The sequence below is a fragment of the Halogeometricum sp. S3BR5-2 genome, assembly GCF_031624635.1.
GTDB lineage: Archaea > Halobacteriota > Halobacteria > Halobacteriales > Haloferacaceae > Halogeometricum > Halogeometricum luteum.
Map to the genome: position 1 here is coordinate 200,513 of NZ_JAMQOQ010000001.1, position 26,258 is coordinate 226,770.

Consider the following 26,258-nt stretch of genomic DNA (forward strand, 5'->3'; position numbering starts at 1 on the left):
TAGTTATGCATCCGCTTTGCGGGACCGAGGGGTAAATCGCCCTTCCCCCCGCCGATTCAACGACCCGTTAATCGGCCGCTACTCGGGCGCATCGCGGCGTTTCTCTCGTCGCGAAACCTGTAGGGCAACGGTAACAAAGCGGGGGTGGTCCTCAGTGTCGTCTATGCGTCTCATCGACTCCCACGCGCACATGACGTCGCGCACGACCGACGACTACCGCGAGATGCGGCGGTCGGGCATCGAGTGCGTCGTCGAACCCTCGTTCTGGTCGGGGTCGGACAAGCTCTACCCCGAGTCGTTCTTCGACTACTTCGAGCACATCCACGACTTCGAGACCGAACGCGCCGACCGCATCGCCGGGATGGACCACTACATCACCGTCTCCATCAACCCGAAGGAGGCCGTCGACCGCGAGATGTCCGAGGCGGTCATCGACCGACTACCCGAGTACCTCGACCGCGACCGGGTAGTCGGCGTCGGCGAAATCGGGTTCAACCTCCAGACCGACGAGGAGGAGTGGGCGTTCCGCGAGCAACTCCGAGTCGCCGAGGAGCACGAGGCCCCCGTCATCATCCACCTCCCGCACGAGGAGAAACCGAAGGGCGCGGTCCGCACCGTCGACATCATCGAGGAGATGGGCGTCACGCAGGAGCGCATCATCATCGACCACAACGAACCCGCGACGATGGAGACGACGGCCGCCACCGACTGTTGGCTCGGGTTCACGCTCTATCCCGGCAAGATATCCATCGAGGAGGTGATGCCCCTGCTGGAGGAGTACGGCACCGACCGGCGCATCATCAACTCCTCGGCCGACTGGGACGACTCGGACCCCCTCGCCGTGCCGAAGGCCCGCGACGCGATGATAGACGCCGGCTGGGACCGAAGCGAGGTCCGAAAGCTCCTGTTCGAGAACCCCCTGGAGTTCTTCGCGCAGTCCGATAGCTTCGACTACGCGCGGGAGATAGCCGCCGAGTCGTCGACGACCGAGTCCGCCGCCGGGGCGGCCGAGACCGAACCCGGAACCGAGGCCGAGTAGATGTCCCTGGACTTCGGCTTCTCGATGAACGCCTTCCGGGAGTACTCGACCGTCGGCGCCATCGAAGCCGTCGCCGACGCCGGCTACGACGGCATCGAACTGCTGTTCGACGAACCGTTCCTCTACCCGCCGACGGCGACGGGCGAGGAGTACGACGAGGTGAGAACGGCGCTCGACGCGAACGACATCGCCATCAGCAACTGCAACGCGTTCATGCTGACCGCCATCGAGGACTTCCACCACCCCTCGTTCGTCGAACCCGACGAGGACTACCGCCGTCGCCGCGTCGACTACACGCTCGACGCCATCGACGCCGCCGCGGAATTCGGCTGCGACCGCATCTCCATCGAACCCGGCGGGCCCGTCCCCGAGGAGAAATCCCGCGAGTGGGCGATGGACACGTTCGTCGAGGGTCTCGACGAACTCGCGGAACGGGCCGAGGCGAAGGGCGTCGACGTGATGGTCGAACCCGAACCCGACCTGCTCATCGAGACGTCGGACGAGTACCTCGACCTGATGGACCGCGTCGACTCCGAGCGCATCACCTGCAACTTCGACGCCGGTCACCTGTTCTGCATGGGCGAGGACCCCGCGGAACTGGTCGAGACGCTCGCCCCCTACACGCGCCACTACCACCTCGAGGACATCCCCGAGGACCGCTCGCACGAGCACACCCAACTCGGCGACGGCGCGATGGATATCGACGGCTTCCTGCAGGCCGTCGAGGACTCCGGCTACGACGGCTACGTCACGGTCGAACTCTACCCGTATCAGGAGACGGCCGCCGAGACGGCGCAGGGCGCCATGGACTACCTCCGCGAACGCGGGTGGGCCTGAGGCCGATGGCCGCGGGCGTCGGCGACGCGTTCGGGTTCGAGCGGATTCGACGGGTGGCGACCGACTACGCCGAACTCGTCCGACTGCCGAACCTGTTCACCGCGCCGCCCGACGTGCTGGCCGGCGCCGCCCTCGCCGTCGCCCTCGGGGCACCGGCCTCGCTTCCGACGGTCGCCGGTCTCTGCGTCGCCTCCGCGTGCGTCTACGCCGCGGGGACGACGCTGAACGACGCGGCCGACGTCGCAGAAGACGAACGGGAGCGACCCGAACGACCGATTCCGTCCGGGCGAATCGGCCGCGGAAGCGCGCTCGCCTTCGGCGGTGCGCTCCTCGTCGTCGGCGTCGGCGTCGCCGCGGCCACCGGAGGCGTGCTCCCCGGACTGGTCGCGGCCGCACTCGCCCTCACCGTCGCCCTGTACGACGGCCTGCTGAAGGGGGGCCCGGCGGGCTTTCTCGCCATGGGCGCGGCTCGCGGACTGAACGTCCTCCTCGGTCTCTCCCTCGCGGGCGCCGCGGCGTTCGACGCCGTCGGTCTGCTGTTTCCGATAGGAGTCGCCGTCTACGTGGCGGCGTTCACCCGGATGGCCGAGTCGGAGACGGGCGGCGGCGAGGGGTCCGAAGTCGCCGTCGCCGCCGGGGGCGCGACGCTCGCGGCGATGACCGTCCCCGTCGTCGTCACCGTCCTCGGAACGCCGACACTCGGACTCGCCGCCACCGTGCTCGCGGCGTGTTTCCTCGCGTGGGACTGGCACGCGCTCGGTCCGGCGATGGCCGACCCCGTCCCCTCGAAGGTCGGACCGGCCGTCGGCACCTGCGTGCTCGGCATCGTGCTCCTCGACGGCGCCGTCGCCGTCGTCGCCGGGCCGTGGTTCGCCGTCGCCGCCGCGGCGTTCGCGGTGCCGACGCACGTGCTCTCCGAACGCTTCGACATGAGCTGAACTTACGTACACACTATGAAACTGGCATTCTCCACGAACGCGTACACGAACTACACGCTCCCGGAGGCCGTGCGTCGCATCGCCGACCACGGCTACGCGGGAGTCGAACTGCTCGGCGACGCGCCGCACGCGTACTTCCCCGAGTTCGACGCGGACGACGAGGCCGCACTCGCCGACGCCCTCGACGAGACGGGAATCGCCGTCTCGAACGTCAACGCCAATACGGCAATGGGGTACTACCCCGACGCGCCGGAGACGGCCTTCTTCGAACCGAGCGTCATCAACCCCGACCCGGACCTGCGCGCCTGGCGCGTCGACTACACGAAGCGAGCCGTCGACCTCGCCGAGTCGACGGGCGCGCCGGCGGTCTGTCTCGCATCCGGGTCTCCCCTGCCGGGGACGCTACCGGAGGAGGCGTACGACCACCTGCTCGCCTCACTGGACGAGATTCTCGACTACGCCGAACCGCGCGGCGTCGACGTGGGCGTCGAGTTCGAACCCGAACTCCTCGTCGAGTGCACCGACGAGGCGCTCGAACTCGTCGACGACGTGGGTCGGGACGGCTTCGGCATCAACCTCGACCTCGGCCACTCGGCCGTCTACGGCGAGGAACTGCGCGAGACGATAGAGAAGGCGGCGGGGCACATCACCGGCGTCCACCTCGAAGACATCGCCGGCGGCGTCCGCGGGAAGCACTACCACCTCGTCCCCGGCGACGGCGACTTGGACTTCGCCGAGGCGTTCGCGGCCCTGGAGGATATCGGCTACGACGGCTTCGTCACGCTGGAACTGTACACCTACCCGGACCGCCCCGACGAGGCCGCGAGGCGGGCGTTCGAGGCGCTCGAACGCTACGCGTAATACGTAACTGCCGGCTACTGCGACTCGGCCAACCGCTCGATACGCTCCAAGGAGTCCGCGTCCTCGGCGTCTTTGTCCTCCCGGACCGCGACGAACCGCGGGAAGCGGAGCGCGTACCCCGACGAGTACGTCGGCGAGCGCTGTATCTCCTCGTAGCCCACCTCGAAGACCACGGCGGGGTTGAGTTCGACCGTCTGGCCGTCCTCGCTCGCTATCTCCGGTTCGAGCAGTTCGGAGAGTTCGGCCAGTTTCTCGTCGGTGATTCCGGTGGCGACTTTCCCGATGGTCGCGTACCCGGTTCCGTCCCCTTCTCCACCCTTCCCGTCCCCTTTCCCGCCCTCGTCCGTCCGAGCCGACAGCAGGAACGTCCCGAGGTGGTTCGCGCGGCGGCCCTCGCCCCACTCCGCGCCGGTCACCGCGAGGTCGACCGTCTCCACGTCGGGCTTGCGCTTCAGCCAGTTCTTCCCCCGGTCGCCCGGCGAGTAGGTGGAGTCGGGGTTCTTCAGCATGATTCCCTCGTGGCCGGCATCAAGGGAATCCGTCTCGAAGGCGGCTATCTCCTCCTCGTCGTCGGAGATGAGGAGGTCCGAGACGGCGTCCGCGGGCAGCGTCTCGGCGAGGCGGGCGTGCCGTTCGGTGACCGGCGCGTCGAGCAGGTCCTCGCCGTCGGCGTGCAGGCAGTCGAACGCGTGGAGTTCGAGTCGGACCTCCTCGCGCATCCGGTCGACGTCGTGTTTGCGGCGGAAGCGCCGCAGTACCTCCTGAAAGGGGAGCGGCGACCCGTCGTCGTCGACGGCGACGACTTCGCCGTCGAGGATGAGGGGGACGTCGACTCGCTCCGCGACGAACTCCGCGATTTCGGGGAGCGCGTCGGTCACGTCGTCCATGTTGCGCGAGAACACCGACACCGAGGCGTCGTCCGTCCCCCCGCCCGCCCCGCCGCCGGCGTGGACCTGCACGCGGGCGCCGTCGAACTTCCGTTCGACCGCGACCTCCCCCCACTCGTCGAGGGCGTCGGTGACGGTGCCCGCCTGCGCCAGCATCGCCTGCACGGGGCGCCCGACGTCGAGGCGGACCGCTCTGAGGCCCTCGATGCCGACTTCGCGGGCCATGACGGCGACCATGCCGTAGTCGTTCGACACCTGTAGGGCGCGTTCGACGGCCGCGAGGTGTTCGTCGGCGGCGCGGACGGCGGGTTCCTCGCCCTCTTCGGCGCCGTCTCTCCTCTCCTCGACGTTCTCGTCGTCCGCTTCCGCCGGCCTCTCAGTCCCGTCCACGAGGAACGCTTCGGCTATCGCGTCGCGGACGGTACCCTCGCCGACCCCGATGCGCATCTCCCCGAGAACGAGGCGGGCGAGGAACCTCGCCTCCTCCGGACTCGCGCGGTTGAACAGGCCGAACAGGGTGTTGAGCTTGCGGTCCTCGCTGCCGGCTCCGGTCGCGGCGGCGAGTTCGCGGAGCGTCTCGTCCACCTCGCGAACGGTCAAACTGCCGCCGCCGTCGCCGCCCGAGAACGCCGCCAACCCGCGCTGACCACCGAAGTCGTACCCGGCGGCGACGGCGCCTATCTCGCCCTCCTCGGCGAGTCGCTCCTCCACGTCGTCGGCCGTCACGTTCCGCTCGGCGGCGCGGGCGAGCGCTTCCCGGAGGAGGCGCGGTCCGATGTCGAGCGTCGTCGAGTCCCACGCCGGGAAGACGCGCCCCTGGACGAACCGGGCGACGGTGTCCAACTCCTTGCCGCTCTCGCGGAACAGGTCCCGAACCAGGGCGACGGTGGCGAGGTCGGCCGGTTCGGCCTCCATCTCCGACGCGCGCGCGGCGAACTCGGCGAACTGCATCGTCTGTCCGTGGTCGCCGGGGAAGAAAAAGCGCCTCGAATCGCCCGTCGCGCGCTCCGGCGCTCCCGTCCCGCCAGCGCGTGAACGCGTGACGGTGTCGCCGCGCAGCCGCGGGATTCAAGCCGGCCGGGAGCACAGGACGCGGTATGAGCGACGAGCTTGCGGACAGAGTCCGCGACGTGCTCGCCGTCGACGCCGAGGAGTACCAGGCGCAGGCGGAGGCAGACGCGGAGGTGGTCAAATCCGAGTTGGCGGCCGGCACGTTCGACAACCACCAGTCCATCGTCGGACTGGAGTACGAGTTCTACGCCGTCGCGGACGGCCGGTGGGCCTCCGAGGAGACCGAGAGCAACGGTCTCATGCGGGTCCCCCGCCGACTGCTCGAACTCATCGGCTTCGAGAAGGAACTCGGGCTCCACAACGCCGAGATGACGACGAGCCCGCAGCCGCTGAACCCCCACGGCCTCCGCGCGCAGGAGTCGGAGGTGCTCGCCCGCCTCACCGCCGCGCTCCAGTGCACCTCCTCGGAGGGGATGCGCCTCGTCAGCGACGGCATCTGGACCATCCCGCCGCGGGGAGAGACGGCCGAGGGCTACCTCACCGACAGCATCGACGACGGCGGCATCCGCGTCGCCACGAACATGACCGACGCCGTCCGCTACCACGCGATGGCGAACGGCGAACACCCGGTCGACCAGATGTCCGTCGACGCCCCGCACGTCGAACTCGACGCCGACACGGTGATGCCCGAGTCGCTCATCACCTCCATCCAACCGCACTACCAGGTCGCTCACGCCGCGGACCTCCCCATCTACTTCAACTACGCGCTCCGCGTCGCCGGGCCGCTCCTCGCACTCGGCGTCAACTCGCCGTTCTTCCCGCCGGACCTCTACGACGACGCCGCCCCGGAGGAGATTATCGCCGACGCCCACATGGAGAACCGCATCGCCGTCTTCGAGTCCGTCCTCAACGGCGAGGACGCGGAGAAGGTTCGCTTCCCCGACGACCTGCCCGACGTGGAGACGGCCGTCGACCGGGTGGCCGCCGACGCGACTATCGTACCGATGCCCGTCCCGCGCGGCGACCGCTTCGACGACTCCTTCGCCACGCTCCGCCGCAAGCACGGCACCTTCTGGCGGTGGGTCCGCCCGGTGTTCGACGGGGCGACGCGCTCCTCGGCGAACGCCCGCATCGAGTTCCGGCCCATCGCCGCCCAGCCTACGGTCCGCGACTCCGTGGCGTTTCAGGCGGCGTTCGCCGGCCTGATGGAGAGCCTCCCGAAGCGAGAGCACCCCGTCATCAATCAGGACTGGGCGACGGCCAAGGAGAACTTCTACGCCGCGATGCGCGACGGGTTCGACAGCGGGCAGCGCTGGGTCGCCAACGACGGCCACGAGACGACGAATCCCGTCGAGGTGTACGACGACATCCTCGCGCACGCCGTCGACGGACTGAAGTCCGCGGGCTGTTCGGAGGCCGAGGCCGACCGATACGTCGCCCCCCTGCGCGTCCGCGCCGAGGCGGGCCAGACGCCCGCCGGGTGGAAGGTCGACCGGGTCCGCGAGCGACTCGCCGACGGCGCCGACTTCGAGACGGCCGTCTACGAGATGCAACGGGACTACATCGGGCGGCAGACCGAGACGCTGTTGGAAGGCTCGTTCGCCGACTGGGTGTAGTCGGCCCGACGCGACGGGGGCCGAGCGGGTCGGTCCCGCGTCTGTGCGCTCGCCTCATCGGCCGCGCCGACGAAGCCGTCGCTCGGGAATCGAATCGACCGAGAGGAGAAGAGTCGAACTTGCGGTTCTCGAGTTAGAGCAGGCCCTCGAACTCCTTGTGCTGGGTTATCTCCACGCCGTCCTCGGTGACGACGCAGATGTTGATACCGTTGCCGGAGGCCAGGTCGCGTTCGACGGCGCTCTTGACGGCGCGGGCGGCGATGGTCTTCGCCTCGTCGATGGAGAGGCCGTCGTCGTACTCCTGTTCGAGGACGCCGAGGGCGTACTGGCTGCCGGACCCGGTGACCGTGTACTCCTCTTCGAGGATGGAGCCGGCGGGGTCGATGCTGTAGATGTGGGGGCCGTCCTCGTCGACGCCGCCGAGGATGGGCTGGACGACGTAGAACGCGCCCGAGCGGAGGAAGTTACCGAGGAGCGTCGACAGCGCGGTCATGCTCATGTTCTCGCCGCGACGGGACTCGTACAGTCGGACCTCCGCGCGGATGGAGCGGATGAGCGACTGGGCGGCGGAGACGGAGCCCGCGATGGTGAGCGCGCCCGTCGGGTGAATCTCTTCGACCTTCTGGACGTCCTTCGAGGAGACCATGTAGCCGAGACTGGCCCGCATGTCCGTCGCGAGGACGACGCCGTCTTCGGTCTTCAGACCGACCGTCGTCGTCCCCGTCTTCGTCTCCTGCGGCGCCGACTCGCCCGCGCGTTCCTCGGCGTTCGGGAACTCGCCGAGTTCGGGGGCGAACACGCCCGAGTGGTCGCCGTTTAAGGGGTCGAGGCGGCCGGCGGCATCGTCGTTCGTGGGAGTACGCATTACCCCCTTTTGAAGTCCGGCGCTGATAAATGCCACCCTTCCCTCCCCTGTTGCCAGTTTTCGGCCTTACGGCCGCAAGCGGGCCGCTGACGACGGTTCGGTGCGCGCGGCGCGGCGGCTCCGAGGCGAGGCGTCCCGAGGACGAGGCGGTCGGCGGCGGTTCAGTCGCTTCGGCGTCCGGCGTCGGTGCGTTCGTACGCGGTGCCCGCCGCCTCGACCATCCGGTCGACGGGCAGGCGCACGCCGACGCGGCGCGCGAGGAGTGCGACGGGCATCAGCAGGATGCCGAGGGCGATCGTCAGTTGGTAGAGGGCGAACGTGGCGGTCCGGTGCATCGCGTGGAACATCGCGTCGGTTGAGGGGGTGCGCCGGGTGTATATATACGTTGTGCCAGCGGTATCCGGCCCATCCCGGCGCTGTCTGTCGATTAAAGTCGACTTGCGTTCGAGTCATCGAAACTGTCGTTCGGGCCGCTCACGGCGTAGGAGTCCCGTCACCGCTCCCGCTCGTCGGCATAAGTTACGAGATGGATTCGAGTTGCATCCGCGGCTGAAATTCAGTAATGCGTGACAATGTGTGTCGGCGTCCGCGGCGGGGCGACGGAACCGCAAGACACGAAACCCCGTAGCGCGACTGACGGGTATGAGCAACTATCTCGTCGCCATGGAGGCCGCGTGGCTGGTCCGCGACGTCGAGGACATCGACGACGCCATCGGCGTCGCCGTCAGCGAGGCGGGTAAGCGGCTGAACGACAAGGACAAGGAGTACGTCGAGGTGGAAGTCGGCGTGACGGGCTGTCCCGCCTGCGGGGAGCCGTTCGACTCGGCGTTCATCGCCGCCGACACGGCGCTGGTGGGCCTGCTGCTCGAAATCGACGTGTTCAACGCCGACGGCGAGAAGCACGCCTCCCGCATCGCGAAGAGCGAAGTCGGCGGCGCTCTCCGCGACGTTCCCCTCTCGGTCATCGACGTGGTCGAGACGGAGAGCGACGAGGAGGAGGCCGAGGCGTAGTTCTCCGGAAAGCTTTTCATATAACCTCGGGTTATCTCGAGGTATGGAACTGCCGACCCCGCACGACCTGCGCGAACGGCGGAAGGAACTCGACCTCACGCAGAGCACGCTCGCCGAGATGGCGGGCGTCTCTCAGCCCCTCATCGCCCGTATCGAGGGGGGCGACGTCGACCCGCGCCTGTCGACCCTCCGGCGCATCGTCAACGCCCTCGACGAGGCCGAGGGGAGCGTCGTCCGCGCCGACGACCTGATGAACACGACGGTCGTGAGCGTCTCGCCCGACGACTCCGTCCGGACGGCGCGCGACCGGATGCTCGACGAGGGGTTCTCCCAACTGCCGGTCATCCGCGACGGCCGTCCGGTCGGCATCATCTCGAACGGCGATATCCGCCGCGTCGGCGACGACGACGTGGGCGAACTCCCCGTCGCCGAGGTGATGCGCGAGGCGGTCACGACGGTCGAACCGGGAGCGACGCTGGAGGAGATAGACTCCTCTCTGAATCACCACTCGGCCGTTCTCGTCGTCGAGGGCGGGCAGACCGTCGGCATCGTCACCGAGGCCGACGTGGCCGCGCGGCTCTGAGTTCTACGAGTTCTTCACCTCCTCCGGATCGGCCGCGAAACCGCTCAGAGGTCGAGACCGCGAATCGAGACGCCCGAGCCCTCCTCGACGCGTCCGATCACTCGGCCTTCCGTCTCCGCGGCGAGCGACTCCGCGTCCTCGGGGGCGAGGGCGGCGACGAACCCGGTCCCCATGTTGAACGTGCGGTGCATCTCCTCTTCGGAGACGTTGCCCTCCTCCCGAACGAACTCGAACACGGGGTGGGGTTCGAACGCGTCTTCGACGACGTAGCGGAACTCGCCCATGCGTTCGAGGTTCGTCCACCCGCCGCCGGTGACGTGCGCCGCCGCGTTGACGCCGTGCTCGCGCATCGGGTCGAGCAGGTCGGTGTAGATGCGGGTCGGTTCGAGCAGCGCCTCGCCGACGGTGTCGTAGCCCTCGAACGGGCAGTCGTCGCCGTACTCGTGGTTCCGCGTCGTCGCCTTCCGCGCGAGGGTGAGGCCGTTCGAGTGGATGCCCGACGAACGGAAGCCGACGAGGGCGTCGCCCGCCTCGGCTTCGCCGGGGAACAGCGCGTCCTTCCGCGCCAGTCCCGCGCACGTGCCCGCGAGGTCCAGCCCCTTGACCACCTCGGGCATGACGGCCGTCTCGCCGCCGACGAGTTCGACCCCGGCGGCCTCCGCGCCCGTCGAGAGGCCTCGGCCGACTTGCTCCGCGAATCGCTCGTCGGGACTGTCGACGGCGAGGTAGTCGACGAACGCGACGGGGCGGACGCCCGCCGCCACGAGGTCGTTGGCGTTCATGGCGATGCAGTCGATGCCGACCGTCGAGTAGTCGTCGAGGGCCTCGGCGACGATGAGTTTCGTCCCGACGCCGTCGGTGGCCAAGGCGAGGTAGCGGTCGCCGATATCGAGGAGGCCCGCGTAGTCGCCCTCGCTCTCCCCGACGGCGCCCACCAGCGCCGCCGTCGCCGCCTCGCTGGCGTCGATGTCGACGCCCGCGTCCGCGTAGGTCAGTTCGTCGTCTTCGGCCGCGTCGTCCGCGGGGTCCCCGCCCGCGCCGGTGCCGGTCATGCCCGAACGCGCGCGGTGGGAGGGCAAAAAGGTGCCCGTCCGGGCGCGCGCGACGCCCCGCGACCCGGCCGAACCGCCGCGGCGTCGCCTCCGACTCCCTCGAACTGTGGGGGGTCTTTGGTAGTCGGCGCCGATGGCTCGGGTAGGCGCTCCGAAACCCGACTTCGACGCTCGACACCGAGACGCCTTCGCACGATTCGGCGAAACGACCGCAGAAGAGTTTGTGAAGAATCTAACCGATTCTGAAGCGTTCGTGAAACATCAGTAAAATGTCGTCATCGCGTGTAAACGGTCCGAAAATGACGGTAAGGCTCGACTGATTATATGGGAGGAGAACACGTAGGACAGAGTGACGGTAACCAACGATGTCAAGCGTCCCCTCCACCCTCGAACGAACGTCGGTCCGACGTAGTATCGGCCTCGCAAGCAACGCCGCCCGCCTCACTGTCCGCTCGGCGCAGACGGTGACGTTCTGGGCGGCCGTCCTGCTTCCGCTGACGTACCTTCCCCTCCTCCACGGCGGCCTCGAACAGGCCGAGACGCTCCGCTTCGCGGGCCTGCTCGCCTGCAACGCGTTCGCGCTGGTCGCCGGCCACGGTTACGGCCGCGACTGACGTTCGGCGCCCGCGCCGAGAGCGAAAGCGACGCCCCCGTCCGGACGGCAGGTCCCCGCTCCGAACCGTCGTCGCTCCCGGTCAGAACAGTCCGCCGAAGACGAACAGACCGAGCGTCAACAGTACCGACGGGACGAACACGACGAGGAAGACGATTTTGCTCCACGAGAACACCGTCTTGCCGTCGAGCGACCCGAACGGGAGCATGTTGAACGCGGCGAGGAACACGTTGATGGTGACGCCGCGGGAGCCCACGAGGCCGACGAACTCCGACCCGCCGAACGCGCCGAGGAAGAGCAGCGGCAGGAATATCGCGGCCAAGAGGAGGTTCGTCACGGGGCCGGCGAGGGCGATGAGGCCGTGTTCGCGCTCCGTGATGCGGCCCCGGTGGTAGACGGCGCCGGGGGCGGCGAAGATGAAGCCGGCGAGCGAACTCATCACGGCGAGAAACAGCATCCCGTAGTCGGCGCGGAACTCCGCCCGCTGGCCGAAGCGGACGGCGACGACCTTGTGCGCGAGTTCGTGCAGGAGGAAGCCGACGCCCGCGGTCAGGAGGCTGACGACGAGGGGGCCGAGGAGGCCGCCCTCGGTGACGCTGGCGACGGCGCGGGTGCCGCCGCCGGCGAAGAAGATGGCGAAGGCGAGGCCGAGTGCGACCCACGCGACGACCAAGTCGCGGAGTTCGCTGGAACTGAAACTGAGCGAGGTGTTCGTACTCATGTGTTCGCGTCGGCGACCGTTCGGACGGCGCGGGGATGGGCCTTGCGGATGCGGCCGCGGCGTCGGTGTGGCGCCGGCGTGACGGAGGCGCGACGCCGGTGTACCTTCACGTCAGGAGGCCGACGAGGACGTCCCACCCGTTGCGCGCGCCCTCGAACATCAGGTCGATGATGCCGGCCGGGCCGCCGAGGTCCACGGCGAACAGGGGAAGGACGTAGCCGATGAACAGCGCCGAGGCGACGATACTCCCGATGTTCGTCGCCGCGACGACGACGATGAGTCGGAACAGGGGCACCTCGAACATCTGCGAAATCAGGTCGCCGATGGGCGTCTCCTCGTCCGCGAGGAGTTCGTTGAGTCGGCCGATGTCGCCGACGTTGACGGGCCGGTACTGCAGTTCCATGTAGCCCGTGAACCACCCCGGCGCGAGGAACGGGTTGATGGAGGTCATCCACGCGACGGCGCCGCCGACGAGGGCGGAGGGCCACCGCGCGCCCGCGGCCTTCGCGAGTCCGGCCGCGAAGACGCCGTTGATGAGGAACCACGCGCCGAACAGGCGGAGCAGGGTGTCGTTGCCGGCCGTCGAGAGCGCCAGGAGGCCGAAGAACGCGACGACGGCGACGGAGATGGCCGTCCCGACCACCTTCGCCCACGGGACGCCGCCGAGGCCGTCGTCGGCCGTCCCGACCAGCGACTCCATCGGCGGCAGTTCCTCGGGGTTGGCGAGGTAGCGTTCGATGCCGGCGCGGTGGCCCGCGCCGACGACGGCGACGACGTCCCGGCCCGTGCGCCGGAGTCCGACCAACTGGTGGGCGATGTAGGCGTCTCGCTCGTCGATGAGCGCCTGCGCGCCGCCCGGCGAGAACTCGCGGAACTCCTCCATCATCGCGCTGACGGCGTCGGTGTCGGTCATCTCGCTCATGTCGAACTCCTCTATCTCCTCGACCTCGTCGTCGGGGTTCTTCGCGAACGCCGTCGCCAGCGTGAGGGCGAGGCCTCCCAGGAGCAACCCGCCGCCGACGCCGATAGTGAGACTCCCGAGGACGCGGACGGTGAACGGCCCCAATCGGGCGACCAGCGGGTCCGCGAGGCCGAAGGCGACGCCGCCCACGAGGCCGGCCGCGACGCCGACGCCGACGGAGACGGCGGCGCGTTCGCCCGTCGGGAGGACGGACCCGGCGAGGACCCAGAGGGCGGCGGCGACGGCGACGAAGACGAACAGGCCGCCGGTGACGCGGGCCAAGACGTCGAGGCCGACGCCGATAGACCCGCCGAACAGGCCGACAACGGGGCCGACGAGGAGGCCGAAGAACAGGCCGAGGAGGACGGCGACGCCGCGACTGTCCCCGAGGCCGAAGGCGAGGCCGCCGACCATCCGCAGTTTCTCGAGAAACGACATGCGCGACCAGAACCGCCGCATCGTCTCGTTGATGTCGCGGTCGACGAGGGCGACGTCGATGCCCAGCGACTCGGCCGTCTCGACGGCCGCGAGCATGTCCGCGCCCGGTTCCACGTCGAACTTCTCGCCGAGTTGCGCCTGCACGTAGGAGAGCATCCAGTAGGCGATGAACTGGAAGACGGTGTTGCCCCGGAGGAGGTCGCCGGGTTCGATGTCGTCGGGCGTCCCGCCCTTCATCTGGCGGTATCGGCCCTCGTCGAGTTCGACGGCGACCACGTCCGGGCGCTCCTCCGCGACGACTTCCTCTACCTCGCGGACGCTGTCCTCGGAGACGTGCGCCGTCCCGACGACGCGGACGCGACCCTCGCCGGCCGCTTCCTGACTCATTACCCCCCGATTTCGGGCCACGGTTTTTACCCTTGTCGGAGCATCTCGCGGGTATGTCCGACCTCACGTTCGACGTCGAGACGCCGACGACAGCACACGAGACGGCGGTCGCGTGCCTCAGAGACGCCGTCAGGGCGGTCCTCCCGGACCGCGTCGTCCGCGACTCCGTCTCGCTCGACGGCGACGACCTCTCTATCTCGGGGACGACGTACGACCTCGAGGACTTCGACCGCCTCCTCGTCGTCGGCGGCGGGAAGGCGGGCGACGGCGTCGCGGACGCCCTCGAAGCCGTCCTCGGCGACCGCATCGACGCCGGCGTCGTCGTCACGCCCGACCCCGGCGCGGGCGAGCGAATCGACCGGCTTCCGGGCGCCCACCCGGTTCCCTCCGATGCGGGCGTCGAGAGCGCCGGGCGAATCGTGGACCTCCTCGCGGACGCCGACGAGCGAACGCTCGTCCTCGCCGTCGTCACCGGCGGCGCTAGCGCCGTCATCCCGACGCCCGCCGAGGGAATCGCCCTCGAAGACCTCCAGTCGACGACCGACGCCCTCCTCCGCTCCGGCGCGCACATCGGCGAACTGAACGCGGTCCGCAAGCACCTCTCGACACTGAAGGGCGGCGGTCTGGCCCGCCTCGCCGCGCCGGCGACGGTGGCCGGCCTCGTCCTCAGCGACGTGGTGGGCAACGACCTCGGCGTCATCGCCTCCGGGCCGACGGCCCCCGACGAGACGACGTACGACGACGCGCTCTCGGTGCTGGAGCGCTACGACCTCGACGCGCCCGCGAGCGTCCGCGACAGGCTCGAACGCGGCGCGCGCGGCGAGGTGGACGAGACGCCGAAACCCGGCGACCCGGCGTTCGACCGGGTGCGCAACCACGTCCTCGCCGACGGCCACTCGGCGCTGTCGGCGGCGCGGGAGACGGCTCGAGAGCGGGGGTACGAACCGGTACTCCTCTCCTCTCGCGTGCGCGGCGAGGCGCGCGAGGCGGCGAAGACGCACGTCGCCGTCGCCGAGGAGGCGGCCGCCACCGGCGACCCGGTCGAGGCGCCCGCCGTGTTCCTCACCGGCGGTGAGTGCACCGTCACCGTCCGCGGCGACGGCGAGGGAGGACCGAACTTGGAGTTCTGCGTCTCCGCGGCGCGGGAACTCGAAACCGACGCCGTCGTGGCCGCCGTCGACAGCGACGGCGAGGACGGCGGGACGGACGTGGCGGGGGCGATAGTCGACGCGGAGACGGCCGCGGGCGTCGAGGCCGGACGCGAGGCGGCCGCCGCACTCGCGGACAACGACGCCCTGCCGTTCCTCCGCGACCGGGACGCCCTCGTCCGGACGGGACCGACCGGTACCAACGTGAACGACCTGCGAATCGCCGTCGTGGACGGGCGGGAACGCGAGACAGAGGAGGTCCGGGGAGCAGACGCGAGCGAGGAGTGAACGCCGGGAACGTCCGGGGCACGGGAAAGTTTGTATCCCGTGACGCCCTACGGCCGCCATGGCACGCCTCCTGCCCTCCACGTCGAAGACCGAGGTCGACGCCTCGCCGCGCGTCATCGGCCTCGACGACGACGACGCCGACGGTCTGCTGTCGGCGCTCTCCTCGGCGACGGCCCGCCGCCTCCTCGCGACGCTCCACGAGGAACCCGCGAACCCGGCCGCCCTCGCCGACGCCGTCGACACCTCCCTGCAGAACGTCCAGTACCACCTCGGCCGCCTCGAAGACGCCGGCGCCGTCGAAGTCGTCGACACCGTCTACTCCGAGAAGGGCCGCGAGATGAAGGTGTACGCCCCCTCGGACAGACCGCTGGTCGTCGTCGCCGCCGACCGCGAGGGGACGACCGGTCTGCGCGCCGCCCTCCGACGCCTCCTCGCGGCCGTCGGCGTCGTCGGAATCGCCAGCCTCCTCGTCCAGTGGGTGGCCACGGGAGCGACGCTCCCGTTCGTCGCCCAGTCGGGGGGCGCGGGCGGCGACGCGGCGACGATGGAGGCGACGCGCGTCGCGGACGAGGCGGCGACGGCCGCCGGACTCCCGCCCGGACTGCTGTTCTTCCTCGGCGGACTGAGCGTCCTCCTCGTCTGGTCGGTCGCCTGGTATCTCCGCCGCGACTGAGCGGTCGGTCGCCGCCGACGAGGGTCGGTCCCCCTCCCCGTAGGTATTCATACCTCGCGCTCGAACCACCTCGCATGAATCACCGGGCCGAGGTGAAGGGAATCGGCGTCGGCGTCGACGCCGAGGGCGGGAACGTCCCGGCGGTGGTCCTTCAAGCCCGCGAGGAGTATCTCCCCATCGTCATCACCTCCGACCAAGCGCAGGCGATCCAACTCGCCCTCTCGGGCGAACCGTTCGAGCGACCCCTGACCCACGACCTGCTCGTGGACATGATAACGGAGTTCGGCGGCGCCATCGACTCCATCCGCATCGACGACCTCTCGGACGGGACGTTCTTCGCCAAGATAGACGCCGAACGCTACGAGAACGGCGAACCGAAGAAGTTCGTCTTCGACGCCCGCCCGAGCGACGCCGTCTCGCTGGCCGTCCGCGTCGACTGCCCCATCGTCGTCTCCGACGAAGTGTTGGACGAGGCCGGCCAACCGCCCGAGCGGTTCGACCTGGGTGAACAGTCCGACGAGCACGACGACTTGGACTTCTGAGGCGCGGGACGAGACGAGGTGAGGCGCCGGGGAGACTTCCACGCTTTTACCGCCGGCCGACCAACCCCGAGTCATGACACTCGACGTAGACCCCCCGTCGCCACCGGAACTCAGTCCGAACGTCGACCCCAACGAGTACGACGACGCCGACGTGGTCGGCGACAGCGACTACCGCCGCGAGGAACTCGGCGCGTTCCTGGCCGAGGGCGCGTGGGAGGAGGCGTTCGACCAGTGGGCCGCCGAGACGCAGGTGACCGCCGACGAGTGGGCCATCGTGACCGACCTCGGCCTCGGGTCGGACTTCGATTTCTTCTGGGACGACTTCGCCGGGCGCGTCGGCTACCACGCCCCCGGCCTCCCGCAGGACTGGAAGGAACGGGAGGTCCACCCCGACCTCGACTCCTGGAAGCAAGTGTCGAGCATCAACGCCGGTCTGACCGAACTGGGCCAGACGGTGTGCGACGTGCTGAAAGACGACTACATCGACTGGGAGTCCGAGTACGAGGCGCCCGACGACCTCCCCGATTTCTGAACCGACCCGCGAGTGAGAAAGTATTTGTCGCAGGACAGATAGGTCGCCGCATGCGACGACGCGCCCTCCTCTCCGCATCGGTCCTCTCGCTCGCCGGCCTCTCGGGTTGTCTCGGCGACGTCCGACGGCAGGTGAGCGGTCGGGTGACGGCGAGTCACGCGACTGCGGTGATGCACCCCGCGGACGAACCGTGGATTCGCGGCGGCCTCTCGGCCGATTCGGACCGGACGTTCCACGCCGAACTGTTCACCGAGGCGCCCGACGACGTGTACCGGGTGTTCACCGAGGCGTTCCCGCGGCGCAGGGAGCAGTTGGACAACGACGTCCGCAACGACGACTACGCCACGGGCTTTTCGCTGCTCGCGGAGGCGAAGATGCCGAGAGGCGAGGCGTACTCGCTCGTCCCGGTGTTCGGGGAGGCGTGGACCGGGTGGGACGCCGTCTCGTTACCGCTGGAGACGAACCCCTACGACGACGACCCGACGGACGGCGCCGGCGAGTCCGACGAACTGCTCTGCACGATGCTCGCGCGGTACGAGGCGGGGGCGTCGCCGTCGCGGGCGACGGTGACGGTGTACGAGGAGACGGGCGACGAGGTGATTCGGGAGTTGACCGCGGAACCGCGGTTCTGAGTCGACCGCTCAGCCGTAGTGTTCTTCGAGGTGGTCGACGATGTCCTCGGCGTCGTACACCGCCTCCTCGCGCTCTCTGTCGAGGAGGAACGGAATCGTGTCCTCGCCGCCTATCGCGGTCAACTCGTCGTGCGTCTGTTCGTTGAGCACGTCGCCGCCTTCGTCGCCGGGGAGCCGCGGATTGTGGACGACGTAGGAGGCGCCGAGTTCGGTGAGTTTGTTCCGGACTTCCTCGCTGTACGGACAGCTCTCGGCTTGGTACAGTTCGAGCACGGTTCGGGGTTCGTTTTCCGGACACTCGAAGCTACTCGCCGACGCCCCGATTCCGACCGGCGGGGCGACGGCGGGCGGTCCGGAACCGTTCGCACGGTTCCACGGACTTGATATACGTTCCCGGATTGACCTCCTGTATGGACGACCTAAGCGACCAGTATACGCCGGGGGACGTGGAGTCCGCCGTCGGCGACTACTGGGACGAGGAGAACGCCTACGAGGCGGCGAAGGAGGCGCACGCGGACGACCCGTCCTTCTTCTTCGTCGACGGGCCGCCGTACACCTCCGGTCAGATGCACCTCGGGACGGCGTGGAACAAGACGCTGAAGGACGCCATCATCCGCCACAAGCGCATGACCGGCCACAGCGTCACGGACCGGCCGGGCTACGACATGCACGGCCTCCCCATCGAGGTCAAAGTCGAGGAGGAACTCGGCTTCGAGACCAAGCGCGACATCGAGGAGTACGGCATGGAGTCGTTCATCGAGGAGTGCAAGTCGTTCGCAGAGCGCAACCGCGAGGCGATGGACGAGGACTTCAAATCCATCGGCGTCTGGATGGACTGGGAGAACCCCTACCAGACCATCTCGCCGGAGTACATGGAGGCCGCGTGGTGGGCGTTCCAGCGAGTCGCCGAACGGGACTTGGTCGAACGCGGCAAGCGCTCGGTCAACTACTGTCCCCGCTGTCAGACCGCCATCGCCGCCAACGAGGTGGAGTACGACGAGATAGAGTCCCCGTCCATCTACGTGAAGTTCCCGCTGAAAGGGAGAGAAGGGAACCTCGTCATCTGGACGACGACGCCGTGGACCCTGCCAGCAAACACGTTCGTCGCCGTCGACGGCGAGATGACGTATCAGGCGGTCCGCGCCGAAAGAGACGGAGAGAGCGAGGTGCTCTACCTCGCGGAACCCTGCGTCGAGGACGCCCTGAAGAAGGGTCGCTACGACGACTACGAGGTCGTAGAGGAGGTCAGCGGCGAGGAGATGGTGGGCTGGGAGTACGACAACCCCCTCGCAGAACATCTGACCGAGTACGCCGACTTCGAGGGCGCCCGCGAGGTGTACACCGCCGACTACGTCGAGGCCGACCGGACCGGGTTGGTCCACTCCGCGCCCGGCCACGGGCAGGAGGACTTCGCCCGCGGGCAGGAACTCGGGTTGGAGATATACGTCCCCGTCGACGGCCGCGGCGAGTTCACCGAACAGGCCGGCGACTACGCGGGCACGTTCGTCCGCGACGCGAACCCCGAGATAATCGAGGACTTGGAGGCGAACGGGAGCCTCCTGCACTCGGGCGAACACCACCATCGCTACGGCCACTGCTGGCGATGCGACACGGACATCATCTTCCTCGCCACCGACCAGTGGTTCATCACGGTCACCGACATCAAAGAGGAACTGCTCGACAACATCGAGGAGTCCGAGTGGCACCCGCAGTGGGCGCGGGACAACCGCTTCCGCGACTTCGTCGCGGACGCGCCCGACTGGAACGTCTCCCGACAGCGCTACTGGGGCATCCCCCTGCCCATCTGGGAGTCGCCGGACGGCGAGGACTTCGTCGTCGTCGGCACGCGCGAGGAACTCGCAGAGCGGGCCGACCAAGACGTCGACCCCGGCGAACTCGACTTACACCGTCCCTCCGTCGACCCCCTGACAATCACCGAGGACGGCACGACGTACGAACGCGTGCCGGACGTGTTCGACGTCTGGATAGACTCCTCGGTGGCGACGTGGGGGACGCTGGACTACCCCGGTAATCAGGAGCAGTTCGAGGAACTGTGGCCCGCCGACCTCATCGTCGAGGCGCACGACCAGACCCGCGGATGGTTCTGGTCGCAACTCGGGATGAGCACCGCCGCGTTCGGCGAGAGCCCCTACGAGTCGGTGCTGATGCACGGGTTCGCCAACGACGAGAACGGCCGGAAGATGTCCAAGTCCTTGGGCAACATCGTCACGCCCGAGGAGGCCATCGAACGCGCCGGCCGGGACCCCCTGCGCGCGTACCTCCTGAGCCACGACCAGCAGGGCGTCGACCTCTCCTTCGAGTGGGACGGCCTCGCCGACACGCAGTCGTCGCTCAACATCCTCTGGAACGTCTTCCGGTTCCCTCTGCCGTACATGGAACTGGACGGCTACGACCCGGCGACGCCGGACCTCGCCGAGGGCGAACTCACCGTCGTCGACGAGTGGGTGCTCTCTCGCCTGCAGACCGTGAAGGCCGAGGTGGCCGACGCGTGGGACGACTACGAGGTCCACGACGCCCTCAATTCGATATTAGAGTTCGTCACGGGCGACGTCTCGCGCTTCTACGTGAAGGCCATCCGCGAGCGGATGTGGGAGGAGGAGGATTCCGACTCCAAGCGCGGCGCGTACGCGACGCTGGCGACGGTGATGAACGAGACGGTGCGACTGCTCGCGCCGTTCACGCCGTACGTCGCAGAGCGGATGTACCAGCGCATCGACGGCGGCGAGACGACCGTCCACGCCCTCGACTACCCGACGGTCGACGACGAGTGGCGCGACGAGGAACTGGAGCGCAACATTGCCGTCCTCCGGAGCGTCGAGGAGGCGGCCGCGAACGCCCGTCAGCAGGGCGAGCGCAAACTCCGGTGGCCCGTCCCGCGCGTCGTCGTCGCCAGCGAGGACGACGGCGTCGCCGAGGCCGTCGAGGCGCTCTCGGACCTGCTGGCCGACCGGGTGAACGCCCGCGAGGTCGACGTCGTGGAGGCGTTCGACGAACTCGTCGAGTACGCCGACCCGCAGATGGGCGTCATCGGACCCACCTTCGGCGGCGACGCCCAGAAGGTGATGGAGGCGGTGAGGGGGGCCTCCCGCGAGGAGATAGAAGCCGGAATCGAGGTCGACGGCGAGACGGTCGAACTCGACGACGAGATGGTCGAGTACCGCGCCGAACCGCCGGAGAACGTCCACGGCGCGGAGTTCGACGTCGACATCGAGGGCGCGGACGGCGGCGTCGTCTACGTCGACACCTCGCTCACAGAGGAGATAGAGGCGGAGGGGTACGCCCGCGACGTCATCCGCCGAATCCAGGAGATGCGCAAGCGCCTGGACCTCGACGTCGAAGAGGAGATAGCCGTCTCGTTGGACGTGGGGGACGACCGGGTGGCCGACCTCGTCGCGCGGCACGACAGCCTCGTCGCCGAGGAGGTCCGAGCGACCACGCTCGATTCGGACGGCGACGACGCCGACCTGACCGAGGAGTGGGACGTCGAGGGCGTCACCGTCGTCATCGGCGTCGCCCGGACCGAGTAGCGGGCGCGACCCCGCCGCCGCCCCGTGTTTCTTCCCGGGCGTCGTTCTCCGAAACCTGGAGTACGGCGAAGGCTTTTGTCGTCTTCGTGCCACCTACACGGTGGACTATGAAGAAACTCGTTAACGATCCGTCGGACTACGTGGACGAGATGCTCGACGGGATGCTGGCGGCCCATCCCGACAGGCTCCGTCGACTGGACGGGACGAAGGTGCTCGTCCGGGCGGACGCGCCGGTGGACGGGAAGGTGGGCGTCGTCTCCGGGGGCGGGAGCGGCCACGAACCGACGCACGCGGGCTACATCGGCGACGGGATGCTCGACGGCGCGGCGGCGGGCGAGGTGTTCACCTCCCCGACAGCGAACGAACTGAACGAGATGGTGCAGGCCTGCGACGCCGGCGAGGGCGTCCTCTGCGTCGTGAAGAACTACGAGGGCGACGTGATGAACTTCGACACGGCCGCCGAGATGGCCGAGATGGAGGACGTCGAGGTGGCGCAGGTAGTCGTCGACGACGACGTCGCGGTGGAAGACTCTCTGTACACCTCGGGTCGCCGCGGCGTCTGCGGCACCATCCTCGTCCACAAGGCCGTCGGCGCGAAGGCGGCCGCGGGCGGGTCCCTCGAAGAGGTACAGGCCGTCGGCGAGAAAGTCGTCGAGAACGTGGGGACGATGGGCGTGGCGCTCACCTCCTGCGTGACGCCCGAGAAGGGCGAACCGACGTTCGATTTAGGAGAAGAAGAGATAGAACTCGGCATCGGCATCCACGGCGAACCCGGCACCGAGCGCACCGGGATGATGACCGCCGACGAGGTGGCCGACCACCTGACCGGGAAGGTGCTGGAGGACCTCGACGTCGAATCGGGCGAGGAAGTCGTCACCATCGTCAACGGGATGGGCGGCACGCCGCAGTCCGAACTGTTCATCGTGAACCGGCGGGTCCAGCAGATACTCGACGAGGAGGGAATCGAGACGTGGGACGCCTGGGTGGGCGACTACATGACCTCCCTCGACATGATGGGCTGTTCGGTCACCGTCTGCCGCGTCGACGACGAACTGAAGGACCTGCTCGGGGCCGAGGCGGACACGCCGGCGCTGAAGCGCTGAGCGCTCGCCGACGCCGACGCCGAGACGAAATCCGACCGACACGACCGTTTTTCCGCTCGCCGTAGTTTCAAGCCGACCGCCGCCGTGTACGTCGGTATGGCAGACGAATCCGTCCAACGCGAAGCGCTGGCGGCCGCCGTCGAGAACGTGGCCGCACGCATCGAGTCGGAGAAGTCCCACCTCACGGACCTCGACTCGGCTATCGGCGACGCCGACCACGGCAACAACATGCACCGCGGCTTCCAGGCCGTCGCGGAGAAGACCGACGAGTTCGAGGAGATGGACGTCGACGAGATAGTGAAGACCATCGGGACGACCATCATCGGCAACGTCGGCGGCGCCGCGGGACCGCTGTACGGCGGGTCCGTCATGACCGCGAGCCAGGAGTTCGAAGAGGGTATCACGGCCGAAACCTCGGTCGCCTTCGCGGAGGCCTACTTGGAGAAGGTGAAAGACCGCGGCGACGCGCCCGTCGGCGCGAAGACGATGGTGGACGCGCTGACGCCCGCCGTCCACACGTACAAGAAGTCCATCGAGCACGACGACCTGCCGCCGCTGACGGCGCTGGCGAAGGCCGTCGACGCGGCCGAACGCGGCGTCAACTTCACCGTACCGCTGCGGGCCTCCAAGGGCCGGGCGTCGTTCCTCGGGTGGCGGTCGGTCGGCCACCAAGACCCCGGCGCGACGAGCACGCTGTTCATCTTAGAGGAGATTCTGGACACCGCCTCGGAGTATCTGGAGGGCGAGACCGACGTGGAGGCCGTCGCCGAGTCGGCGCCCGACGAGGACCCCGAGGAGGCGCAGGAATGATCGGACTCGTCGTCGTCTCGCACAGCGCGAAGGCGGCGGAGGGCATCCGGGACATCGCCGCGCAGATGGGCGGCGGCGACGCCCGCATCGAACCCGCCGGCGGCGACGGCGAGGAGATAGGCACGGACGCCAACCGCATCGGCGAGGCCATCGCCGCGGCGGACGACGGCGACGGCGTCGTCGTCCTCGTCGATTTGGGGAGTGCGGTGATGAACACCGAACTCGCCCTGGAGATGTCCGATGCGGAGGCAGTCATCGCCGACGCACCCATTCTCGAAGGGGCGCTCAACGCCGCCGTCGAGGCCACGTCGTCGAAGGCGACGCTCGACTCGGTGGTCGAGTCGGCGGAGGACGCGCGCGAGTACCACAAATTGAACGACTGAAGAAGAGGAAAAATTTCGTTTTCCGGCCTCTCAGAGGCCGAGCGTGGCGACCCACGACGCACTCGGGAACACGCCCGCGATGTACAGCACCGCGACGAGGAACGTCCCGAACACGATGGCCGCGGCCGGCGGGTCCCAGTGGGTGTCGCCGTGCGAGTAGAACACGCGCTGGAACAGTTCGCCGAACAGACCGCAGGCGACGCCGAATATCGCCCCGACGACGAGGGCGACGAGGAGCGACCCCTCGCCGCCGTTCGTCACCGCGAGCGCCGCCGTGCTTCCGGGGAGCGCCATGTGGTGCGTCACCGGGATGCGCTCGACGCCGAGGTTGAGGAAGACGAGCGACGCGGCGCTGATACCGAACGCGAGGAACGCGCTGCCGGTCACCATGGCGATGTAGGCGCCGAGGATGCCCACGACGAGGCTGACCATCGCCACGTTCGCCCACTTGTACTGGTGGGGGAGCCACGGTTCGACGGCGAGGCGCGACGGCGCCGTCGCCGTCCCGCCGTCAGTCTTCGCGTTTCCGCCCCCGTCGGTCGCCGCGTCGCCGACGACGCGCATCTCCTCTCGCTCGAACGGCGACATGTCGAGGAGGCTCTTCCCGCGGCGCTCTCCGACGATGTCGTAGCCGAACGCGATGCGGTGGATGAGCGCCGACAGCGTGACGCCCATCGCGATGTGGTCGTACGGCATGGCGAACGTCCCCGAGAGGACGGTCAGCCAGTAGCCGACGATACCGAAGGCGCCCCCGACGGCCAGCACGTCGGGTCTGGTCCCGAGGGCGAACCCGATGTTCTTCGCCTCGTAGTAGTCGAACCCCGAATCCATGTAGCCCTTCTTCGCCGCGTACGCCGCGGCGGCCGCGCCGCCGGCGAAACTGATGGCAGGCGAGAACGGCGCGCCGAACGCGACGGAACCGGTGATGCTTCCGGCGTCGGCGTTGGCGATGACCGCCGCCTCGCCGGCGACGACGAGGAAGCCCGTGAAGATGAAGGCGGGGAGCGCCCCGAGGGCGGCCCCGAACGCGCCGCCCGCGAAGGCGGCGATGAGCATCTCGACCGTCCAGAGGTCGGCGAGCGCCATCGTCAGTCACCCCCGTCCCGCGCCCAGTCGCGGGAGCGTTCGACCGCCTCCTGCCAGCGGCCGTATCGGGCGTCGACGTTCTTCGCGCCGTCGTCGGGGGAGAACTCGCGGTCGACCTGCCAGTTGTTCCGGAGTTCGTCGAGGTCGCTCCAGTAACCGACTGCGAGGCCGGCCGCGTACGCCGACCCCAGCGCCGTCGTCTCGTCGACCTGCGGCCGGACGATGTCCGTGTTCAGGATGTTGGACTGAAGCTGACAGAGGTAGTTGTTCTTGACCGCGCCGCCGTCGACGCGGAGCGAGGTGAGTTCGATACCGCTGTCGGATTCCATCGCCTCGGCGACGTCGCGCGTCTGGAACGCGATGGATTCCAGCGTCGCGCGAACGAGGTGCTCGCGGCGGGTGCCGCGAGTCATGCCGACGATGGTGCCGCGAGCGCGCTGGTCCCAGTGGGGCGCGCCGAGGCCGGTAAAGGCCGGTACGAAGTACACCCCGTCCGTCGAGTCCACCGACCGAGCCAACTTCTCCGTGTCGGCGGCGTCCTCGATGAGGGTCATGTCCTCGAGCCACTCGATTGCGGCGCCCGTGATGAAGATAGAGCCTTCGAGGGCGTACTGGACGGGTTCGCCGGAGCGCTGGAAGCCGACCGTCGTCAACAACCCGTGTTCGCTCGTGACGGCCTCGTCGCCGGTGTTCATCAGCATGAACGACCCCGTCCCGTAGGTGTTCTTCGCGTCGCCGGCGTCGTAGCAGGTCTGGCCGAACAGGGCGGCCTGCTGGTCGCCCAACGCACCCGCGACCGGAATCTCCGCGCCGAGGAACCCGTCCGCGTCCGTCGACCCGTACGTCGCCTCGTCGGAGGAGGGACGGACTTCGGGAAGCATCGCGGCGGGGACGTTGAACTCGTCTAATAACTCCTCGTCCCAGTCCATGTCGTGGATGTTGAACAGCATGGTCCGGGAGGCGTTCGTGACGTCCGTGATGTGTTCTCCCGTCAGATTGTATATCATCCACGAGTCGATGGTGCCGAGCATGAGTTCGCCGGCCTCGGCCCTGTCGCGGACGTCGTCGGGGCGCATGCGCGCCAGTTTAATCTGGTCGGTGTTGTCGAGGAGCCACTCCGCTTTGGTCGCCGAGAAGTACGCGTCGGGTTCGAGTCCCGTCTTCTCGCGGACCCACTCCTCTTTACCCTCGTCCTGAAGCGCCTCGACGCGGTCGGTCGTCCGACGGTCCTGCCAGACGATGGCGTTGGCGAGGGGGCGACCGCTCTCGCGGTCCCAGACCAGCGTGGTCTCCCGTTGGTTCGTGATGCCGATGGCCTCCAACTGTTCGGCCTCCAAGCCGCCCTCGCTGAGCGCTTCGAGTATCACCGCCTCGGTGTTCTCCCATATCTCCTCGGGGTCGTGTTCGACCCACCCGGGTTCGGGATAGATCTGTTCGTGCTTCTGGTAGGCGTTCGCGACGACCCGCCCGTCGTGGTCGAACACCATGAAACGGGTGCCGGTCGTCCCCTGGTCTACCGCGCCGATGTACGTGTCTTCTGTCATCTGTGAACAACTCCGTGTCGTGGGCCGAATCCCACCGCCGACGCCACCACCGCGTCGAACAGTTAACATAGCCCAAGAAATCGCATAAATGTTTCTTGAGTTATGTGTCCGAGACAGTCAGACCGGCGGTCAGGTCCGCGTTCGATACG

At 68.5% G+C, this 26,258-nt stretch carries 26 protein-coding genes; 17 read left to right on the forward strand and 9 right to left on the reverse strand.

The window, feature by feature from the left end; translation table 11 throughout:
• Positions 1-163: 163 nt before the first annotated feature.
• Genes NDI79_RS00960 through NDI79_RS00975 form a run of 4 tightly spaced genes read left to right on the forward strand, consistent with a single transcriptional unit; the run spans position 164 to position 3,675 of the window.
• Positions 164-1,039 (forward strand): TatD family hydrolase, encoded by an 876-nt coding sequence (locus NDI79_RS00960; protein WP_310926577.1) that lies wholly within the window; start codon positions 164-166, stop codon positions 1,037-1,039.
• A gap of 6 nt (positions 1,040-1,045) precedes the next feature.
• Complete coding sequence (locus tag NDI79_RS00965; RefSeq protein ID WP_425499576.1) at positions 1,046-1,876, forward strand: sugar phosphate isomerase/epimerase family protein; 831 nt, start codon at positions 1,046-1,048, stop codon at positions 1,874-1,876.
• A 5-nt stretch (positions 1,877-1,881) separates the two neighbouring features.
• Positions 1,882-2,814, forward strand: a complete 933-nt coding sequence (locus NDI79_RS00970; RefSeq protein ID WP_310926579.1) for a UbiA family prenyltransferase — start codon at positions 1,882-1,884, stop codon at positions 2,812-2,814.
• Positions 2,815-2,829: 15 nt separating this feature from the next.
• Positions 2,830-3,675, forward strand: coding sequence for a sugar phosphate isomerase/epimerase family protein (locus NDI79_RS00975; protein WP_310926580.1), 846 nt, complete (start codon positions 2,830-2,832; stop codon positions 3,673-3,675).
• Between the two features lie 14 nt (positions 3,676-3,689).
• Here NDI79_RS00975 and ligA read toward each other — a convergent pair whose 3' ends face one another.
• Positions 3,690-5,513 (reverse strand): ATP-dependent DNA ligase LigA, encoded by a 1,824-nt coding sequence (gene ligA, locus NDI79_RS00980; RefSeq protein WP_310926581.1) that lies wholly within the window; start codon positions 5,511-5,513, stop codon positions 3,690-3,692.
• A gap of 146 nt (positions 5,514-5,659) precedes the next feature.
• Between ligA and NDI79_RS00985 the strand changes: the two genes are divergently transcribed.
• On the forward strand, positions 5,660-7,189 hold the full coding sequence (locus NDI79_RS00985) for a glutamate-cysteine ligase family protein (RefSeq protein WP_310926582.1): 1,530 nt from the start codon (positions 5,660-5,662) through the stop codon (positions 7,187-7,189).
• Positions 7,190-7,322: 133 nt separating this feature from the next.
• Here the strand turns inward: NDI79_RS00985 and psmB are convergent, their stop codons facing one another.
• Positions 7,323-8,054, reverse strand: coding sequence for an archaeal proteasome endopeptidase complex subunit beta (gene psmB, locus NDI79_RS00990; protein ID WP_310926583.1), 732 nt, complete (start codon positions 8,052-8,054; stop codon positions 7,323-7,325).
• 161 nt (positions 8,055-8,215) lie between these two features.
• Complete coding sequence (locus NDI79_RS00995) at positions 8,216-8,401, reverse strand: hypothetical protein (RefSeq protein ID WP_310926584.1); 186 nt, start codon at positions 8,399-8,401, stop codon at positions 8,216-8,218.
• 295 nt (positions 8,402-8,696) lie between these two features.
• On the opposite strand from NDI79_RS00995, the gene NDI79_RS01000 reads away from it, so the two are divergent.
• Together NDI79_RS01000 and NDI79_RS01005 are read left to right on the forward strand one after the other, a co-directional pair.
• Positions 8,697-9,065 (forward strand): DUF555 domain-containing protein, encoded by a 369-nt coding sequence (locus NDI79_RS01000; RefSeq protein WP_310926585.1) that lies wholly within the window; start codon positions 8,697-8,699, stop codon positions 9,063-9,065.
• A gap of 43 nt (positions 9,066-9,108) precedes the next feature.
• Complete coding sequence (locus NDI79_RS01005) at positions 9,109-9,648, forward strand: CBS domain-containing protein (RefSeq protein ID WP_310926586.1); 540 nt, start codon at positions 9,109-9,111, stop codon at positions 9,646-9,648.
• A gap of 44 nt (positions 9,649-9,692) precedes the next feature.
• Here the strand turns inward: NDI79_RS01005 and purM are convergent, their stop codons facing one another.
• Positions 9,693-10,700, reverse strand: coding sequence for a phosphoribosylformylglycinamidine cyclo-ligase (gene purM, locus NDI79_RS01010; RefSeq protein ID WP_310926587.1), 1,008 nt, complete (start codon positions 10,698-10,700; stop codon positions 9,693-9,695).
• Positions 10,701-11,065: 365 nt separating this feature from the next.
• On the opposite strand from purM, the gene NDI79_RS01015 reads away from it, so the two are divergent.
• Positions 11,066-11,314, forward strand: a complete 249-nt coding sequence (locus NDI79_RS01015) for a DUF8028 family protein (protein ID WP_310926588.1) — start codon at positions 11,066-11,068, stop codon at positions 11,312-11,314.
• 81 nt (positions 11,315-11,395) lie between these two features.
• On the opposite strand, the gene NDI79_RS01020 is transcribed toward NDI79_RS01015, so the two are convergent.
• Together NDI79_RS01020 and NDI79_RS01025 are read right to left on the reverse strand one after the other, a co-directional pair.
• A complete protein-coding gene (locus tag NDI79_RS01020) occupies positions 11,396-12,034 on the reverse strand; it encodes a zinc metalloprotease (RefSeq protein WP_310926589.1) in 639 nt (212 codons plus the stop codon).
• A gap of 106 nt (positions 12,035-12,140) precedes the next feature.
• Positions 12,141-13,820 carry a TraB/GumN family protein gene (locus NDI79_RS01025; RefSeq protein WP_310926590.1) on the reverse strand — a complete coding sequence of 560 codons (1,680 nt, stop codon included), beginning with the start codon at positions 13,818-13,820 and terminating at the stop codon, positions 12,141-12,143.
• A gap of 53 nt (positions 13,821-13,873) precedes the next feature.
• Between NDI79_RS01025 and NDI79_RS01030 the strand changes: the two genes are divergently transcribed.
• The 5 genes from NDI79_RS01030 (at position 13,874) to NDI79_RS01050 (ending at position 17,635) form a co-directional block, all read left to right on the forward strand.
• Positions 13,874-15,256: a glycerate kinase type-2 family protein gene (locus tag NDI79_RS01030; RefSeq protein ID WP_310926591.1), complete on the forward strand. Its 1,383-nt coding sequence runs from the start codon at positions 13,874-13,876 to the stop codon at positions 15,254-15,256.
• A 58-nt stretch (positions 15,257-15,314) separates the two neighbouring features.
• Positions 15,315-15,929 (forward strand): ArsR/SmtB family transcription factor, encoded by a 615-nt coding sequence (locus NDI79_RS01035; protein ID WP_310926592.1) that lies wholly within the window; start codon positions 15,315-15,317, stop codon positions 15,927-15,929.
• A 74-nt stretch (positions 15,930-16,003) separates the two neighbouring features.
• Positions 16,004-16,471: a bifunctional nuclease family protein gene (locus tag NDI79_RS01040; protein WP_310926593.1), complete on the forward strand. Its 468-nt coding sequence runs from the start codon at positions 16,004-16,006 to the stop codon at positions 16,469-16,471.
• 73 nt (positions 16,472-16,544) lie between these two features.
• Entirely contained in the window at positions 16,545-17,003 is a 459-nt protein-coding gene (locus NDI79_RS01045) for a DUF7992 family protein (protein WP_310926594.1), read from the forward strand.
• A 50-nt stretch (positions 17,004-17,053) separates the two neighbouring features.
• Positions 17,054-17,635, forward strand: coding sequence for a DUF8130 domain-containing protein (locus NDI79_RS01050; RefSeq protein ID WP_310926595.1), 582 nt, complete (start codon positions 17,054-17,056; stop codon positions 17,633-17,635).
• Between the two features lie 9 nt (positions 17,636-17,644).
• On the opposite strand, the gene NDI79_RS01055 is transcribed toward NDI79_RS01050, so the two are convergent.
• Positions 17,645-17,908 (reverse strand): glutathione S-transferase N-terminal domain-containing protein, encoded by a 264-nt coding sequence (locus NDI79_RS01055; protein ID WP_310926596.1) that lies wholly within the window; start codon positions 17,906-17,908, stop codon positions 17,645-17,647.
• 137 nt (positions 17,909-18,045) lie between these two features.
• Between NDI79_RS01055 and ileS the strand changes: the two genes are divergently transcribed.
• The 4 genes from ileS (at position 18,046) to dhaM (ending at position 23,479) form a co-directional block, all read left to right on the forward strand.
• Positions 18,046-21,183, forward strand: coding sequence for an isoleucine--tRNA ligase (gene ileS / locus NDI79_RS01060; RefSeq protein ID WP_310926597.1), 3,138 nt, complete (start codon positions 18,046-18,048; stop codon positions 21,181-21,183).
• A gap of 107 nt (positions 21,184-21,290) precedes the next feature.
• Complete coding sequence (gene dhaK / locus NDI79_RS01065; protein WP_310926598.1) at positions 21,291-22,286, forward strand: dihydroxyacetone kinase subunit DhaK; 996 nt, start codon at positions 21,291-21,293, stop codon at positions 22,284-22,286.
• Positions 22,287-22,382: 96 nt separating this feature from the next.
• Positions 22,383-23,096: a dihydroxyacetone kinase subunit DhaL gene (gene dhaL, locus NDI79_RS01070; protein WP_310926599.1), complete on the forward strand. Its 714-nt coding sequence runs from the start codon at positions 22,383-22,385 to the stop codon at positions 23,094-23,096.
• On the forward strand, positions 23,093-23,479 hold the full coding sequence (dhaM, locus tag NDI79_RS01075) for a dihydroxyacetone kinase phosphoryl donor subunit DhaM (RefSeq protein WP_310926600.1): 387 nt from the start codon (positions 23,093-23,095) through the stop codon (positions 23,477-23,479). Before dhaL ends, dhaM begins: the two co-directional genes overlap by 4 nt.
• Before the next feature lie 30 nt (positions 23,480-23,509).
• On the opposite strand, the gene NDI79_RS01080 is transcribed toward dhaM, so the two are convergent.
• Positions 23,510-24,565, reverse strand: a complete 1,056-nt coding sequence (locus tag NDI79_RS01080) for a DUF7973 family transport facilitator (RefSeq protein ID WP_310926601.1) — start codon at positions 24,563-24,565, stop codon at positions 23,510-23,512.
• Between the two features lie 2 nt (positions 24,566-24,567).
• On the reverse strand, positions 24,568-26,109 hold the full coding sequence (glpK, locus tag NDI79_RS01085) for a glycerol kinase GlpK (protein ID WP_310926602.1): 1,542 nt from the start codon (positions 26,107-26,109) through the stop codon (positions 24,568-24,570).
• Positions 26,110-26,258 lie beyond the last annotated feature (149 nt).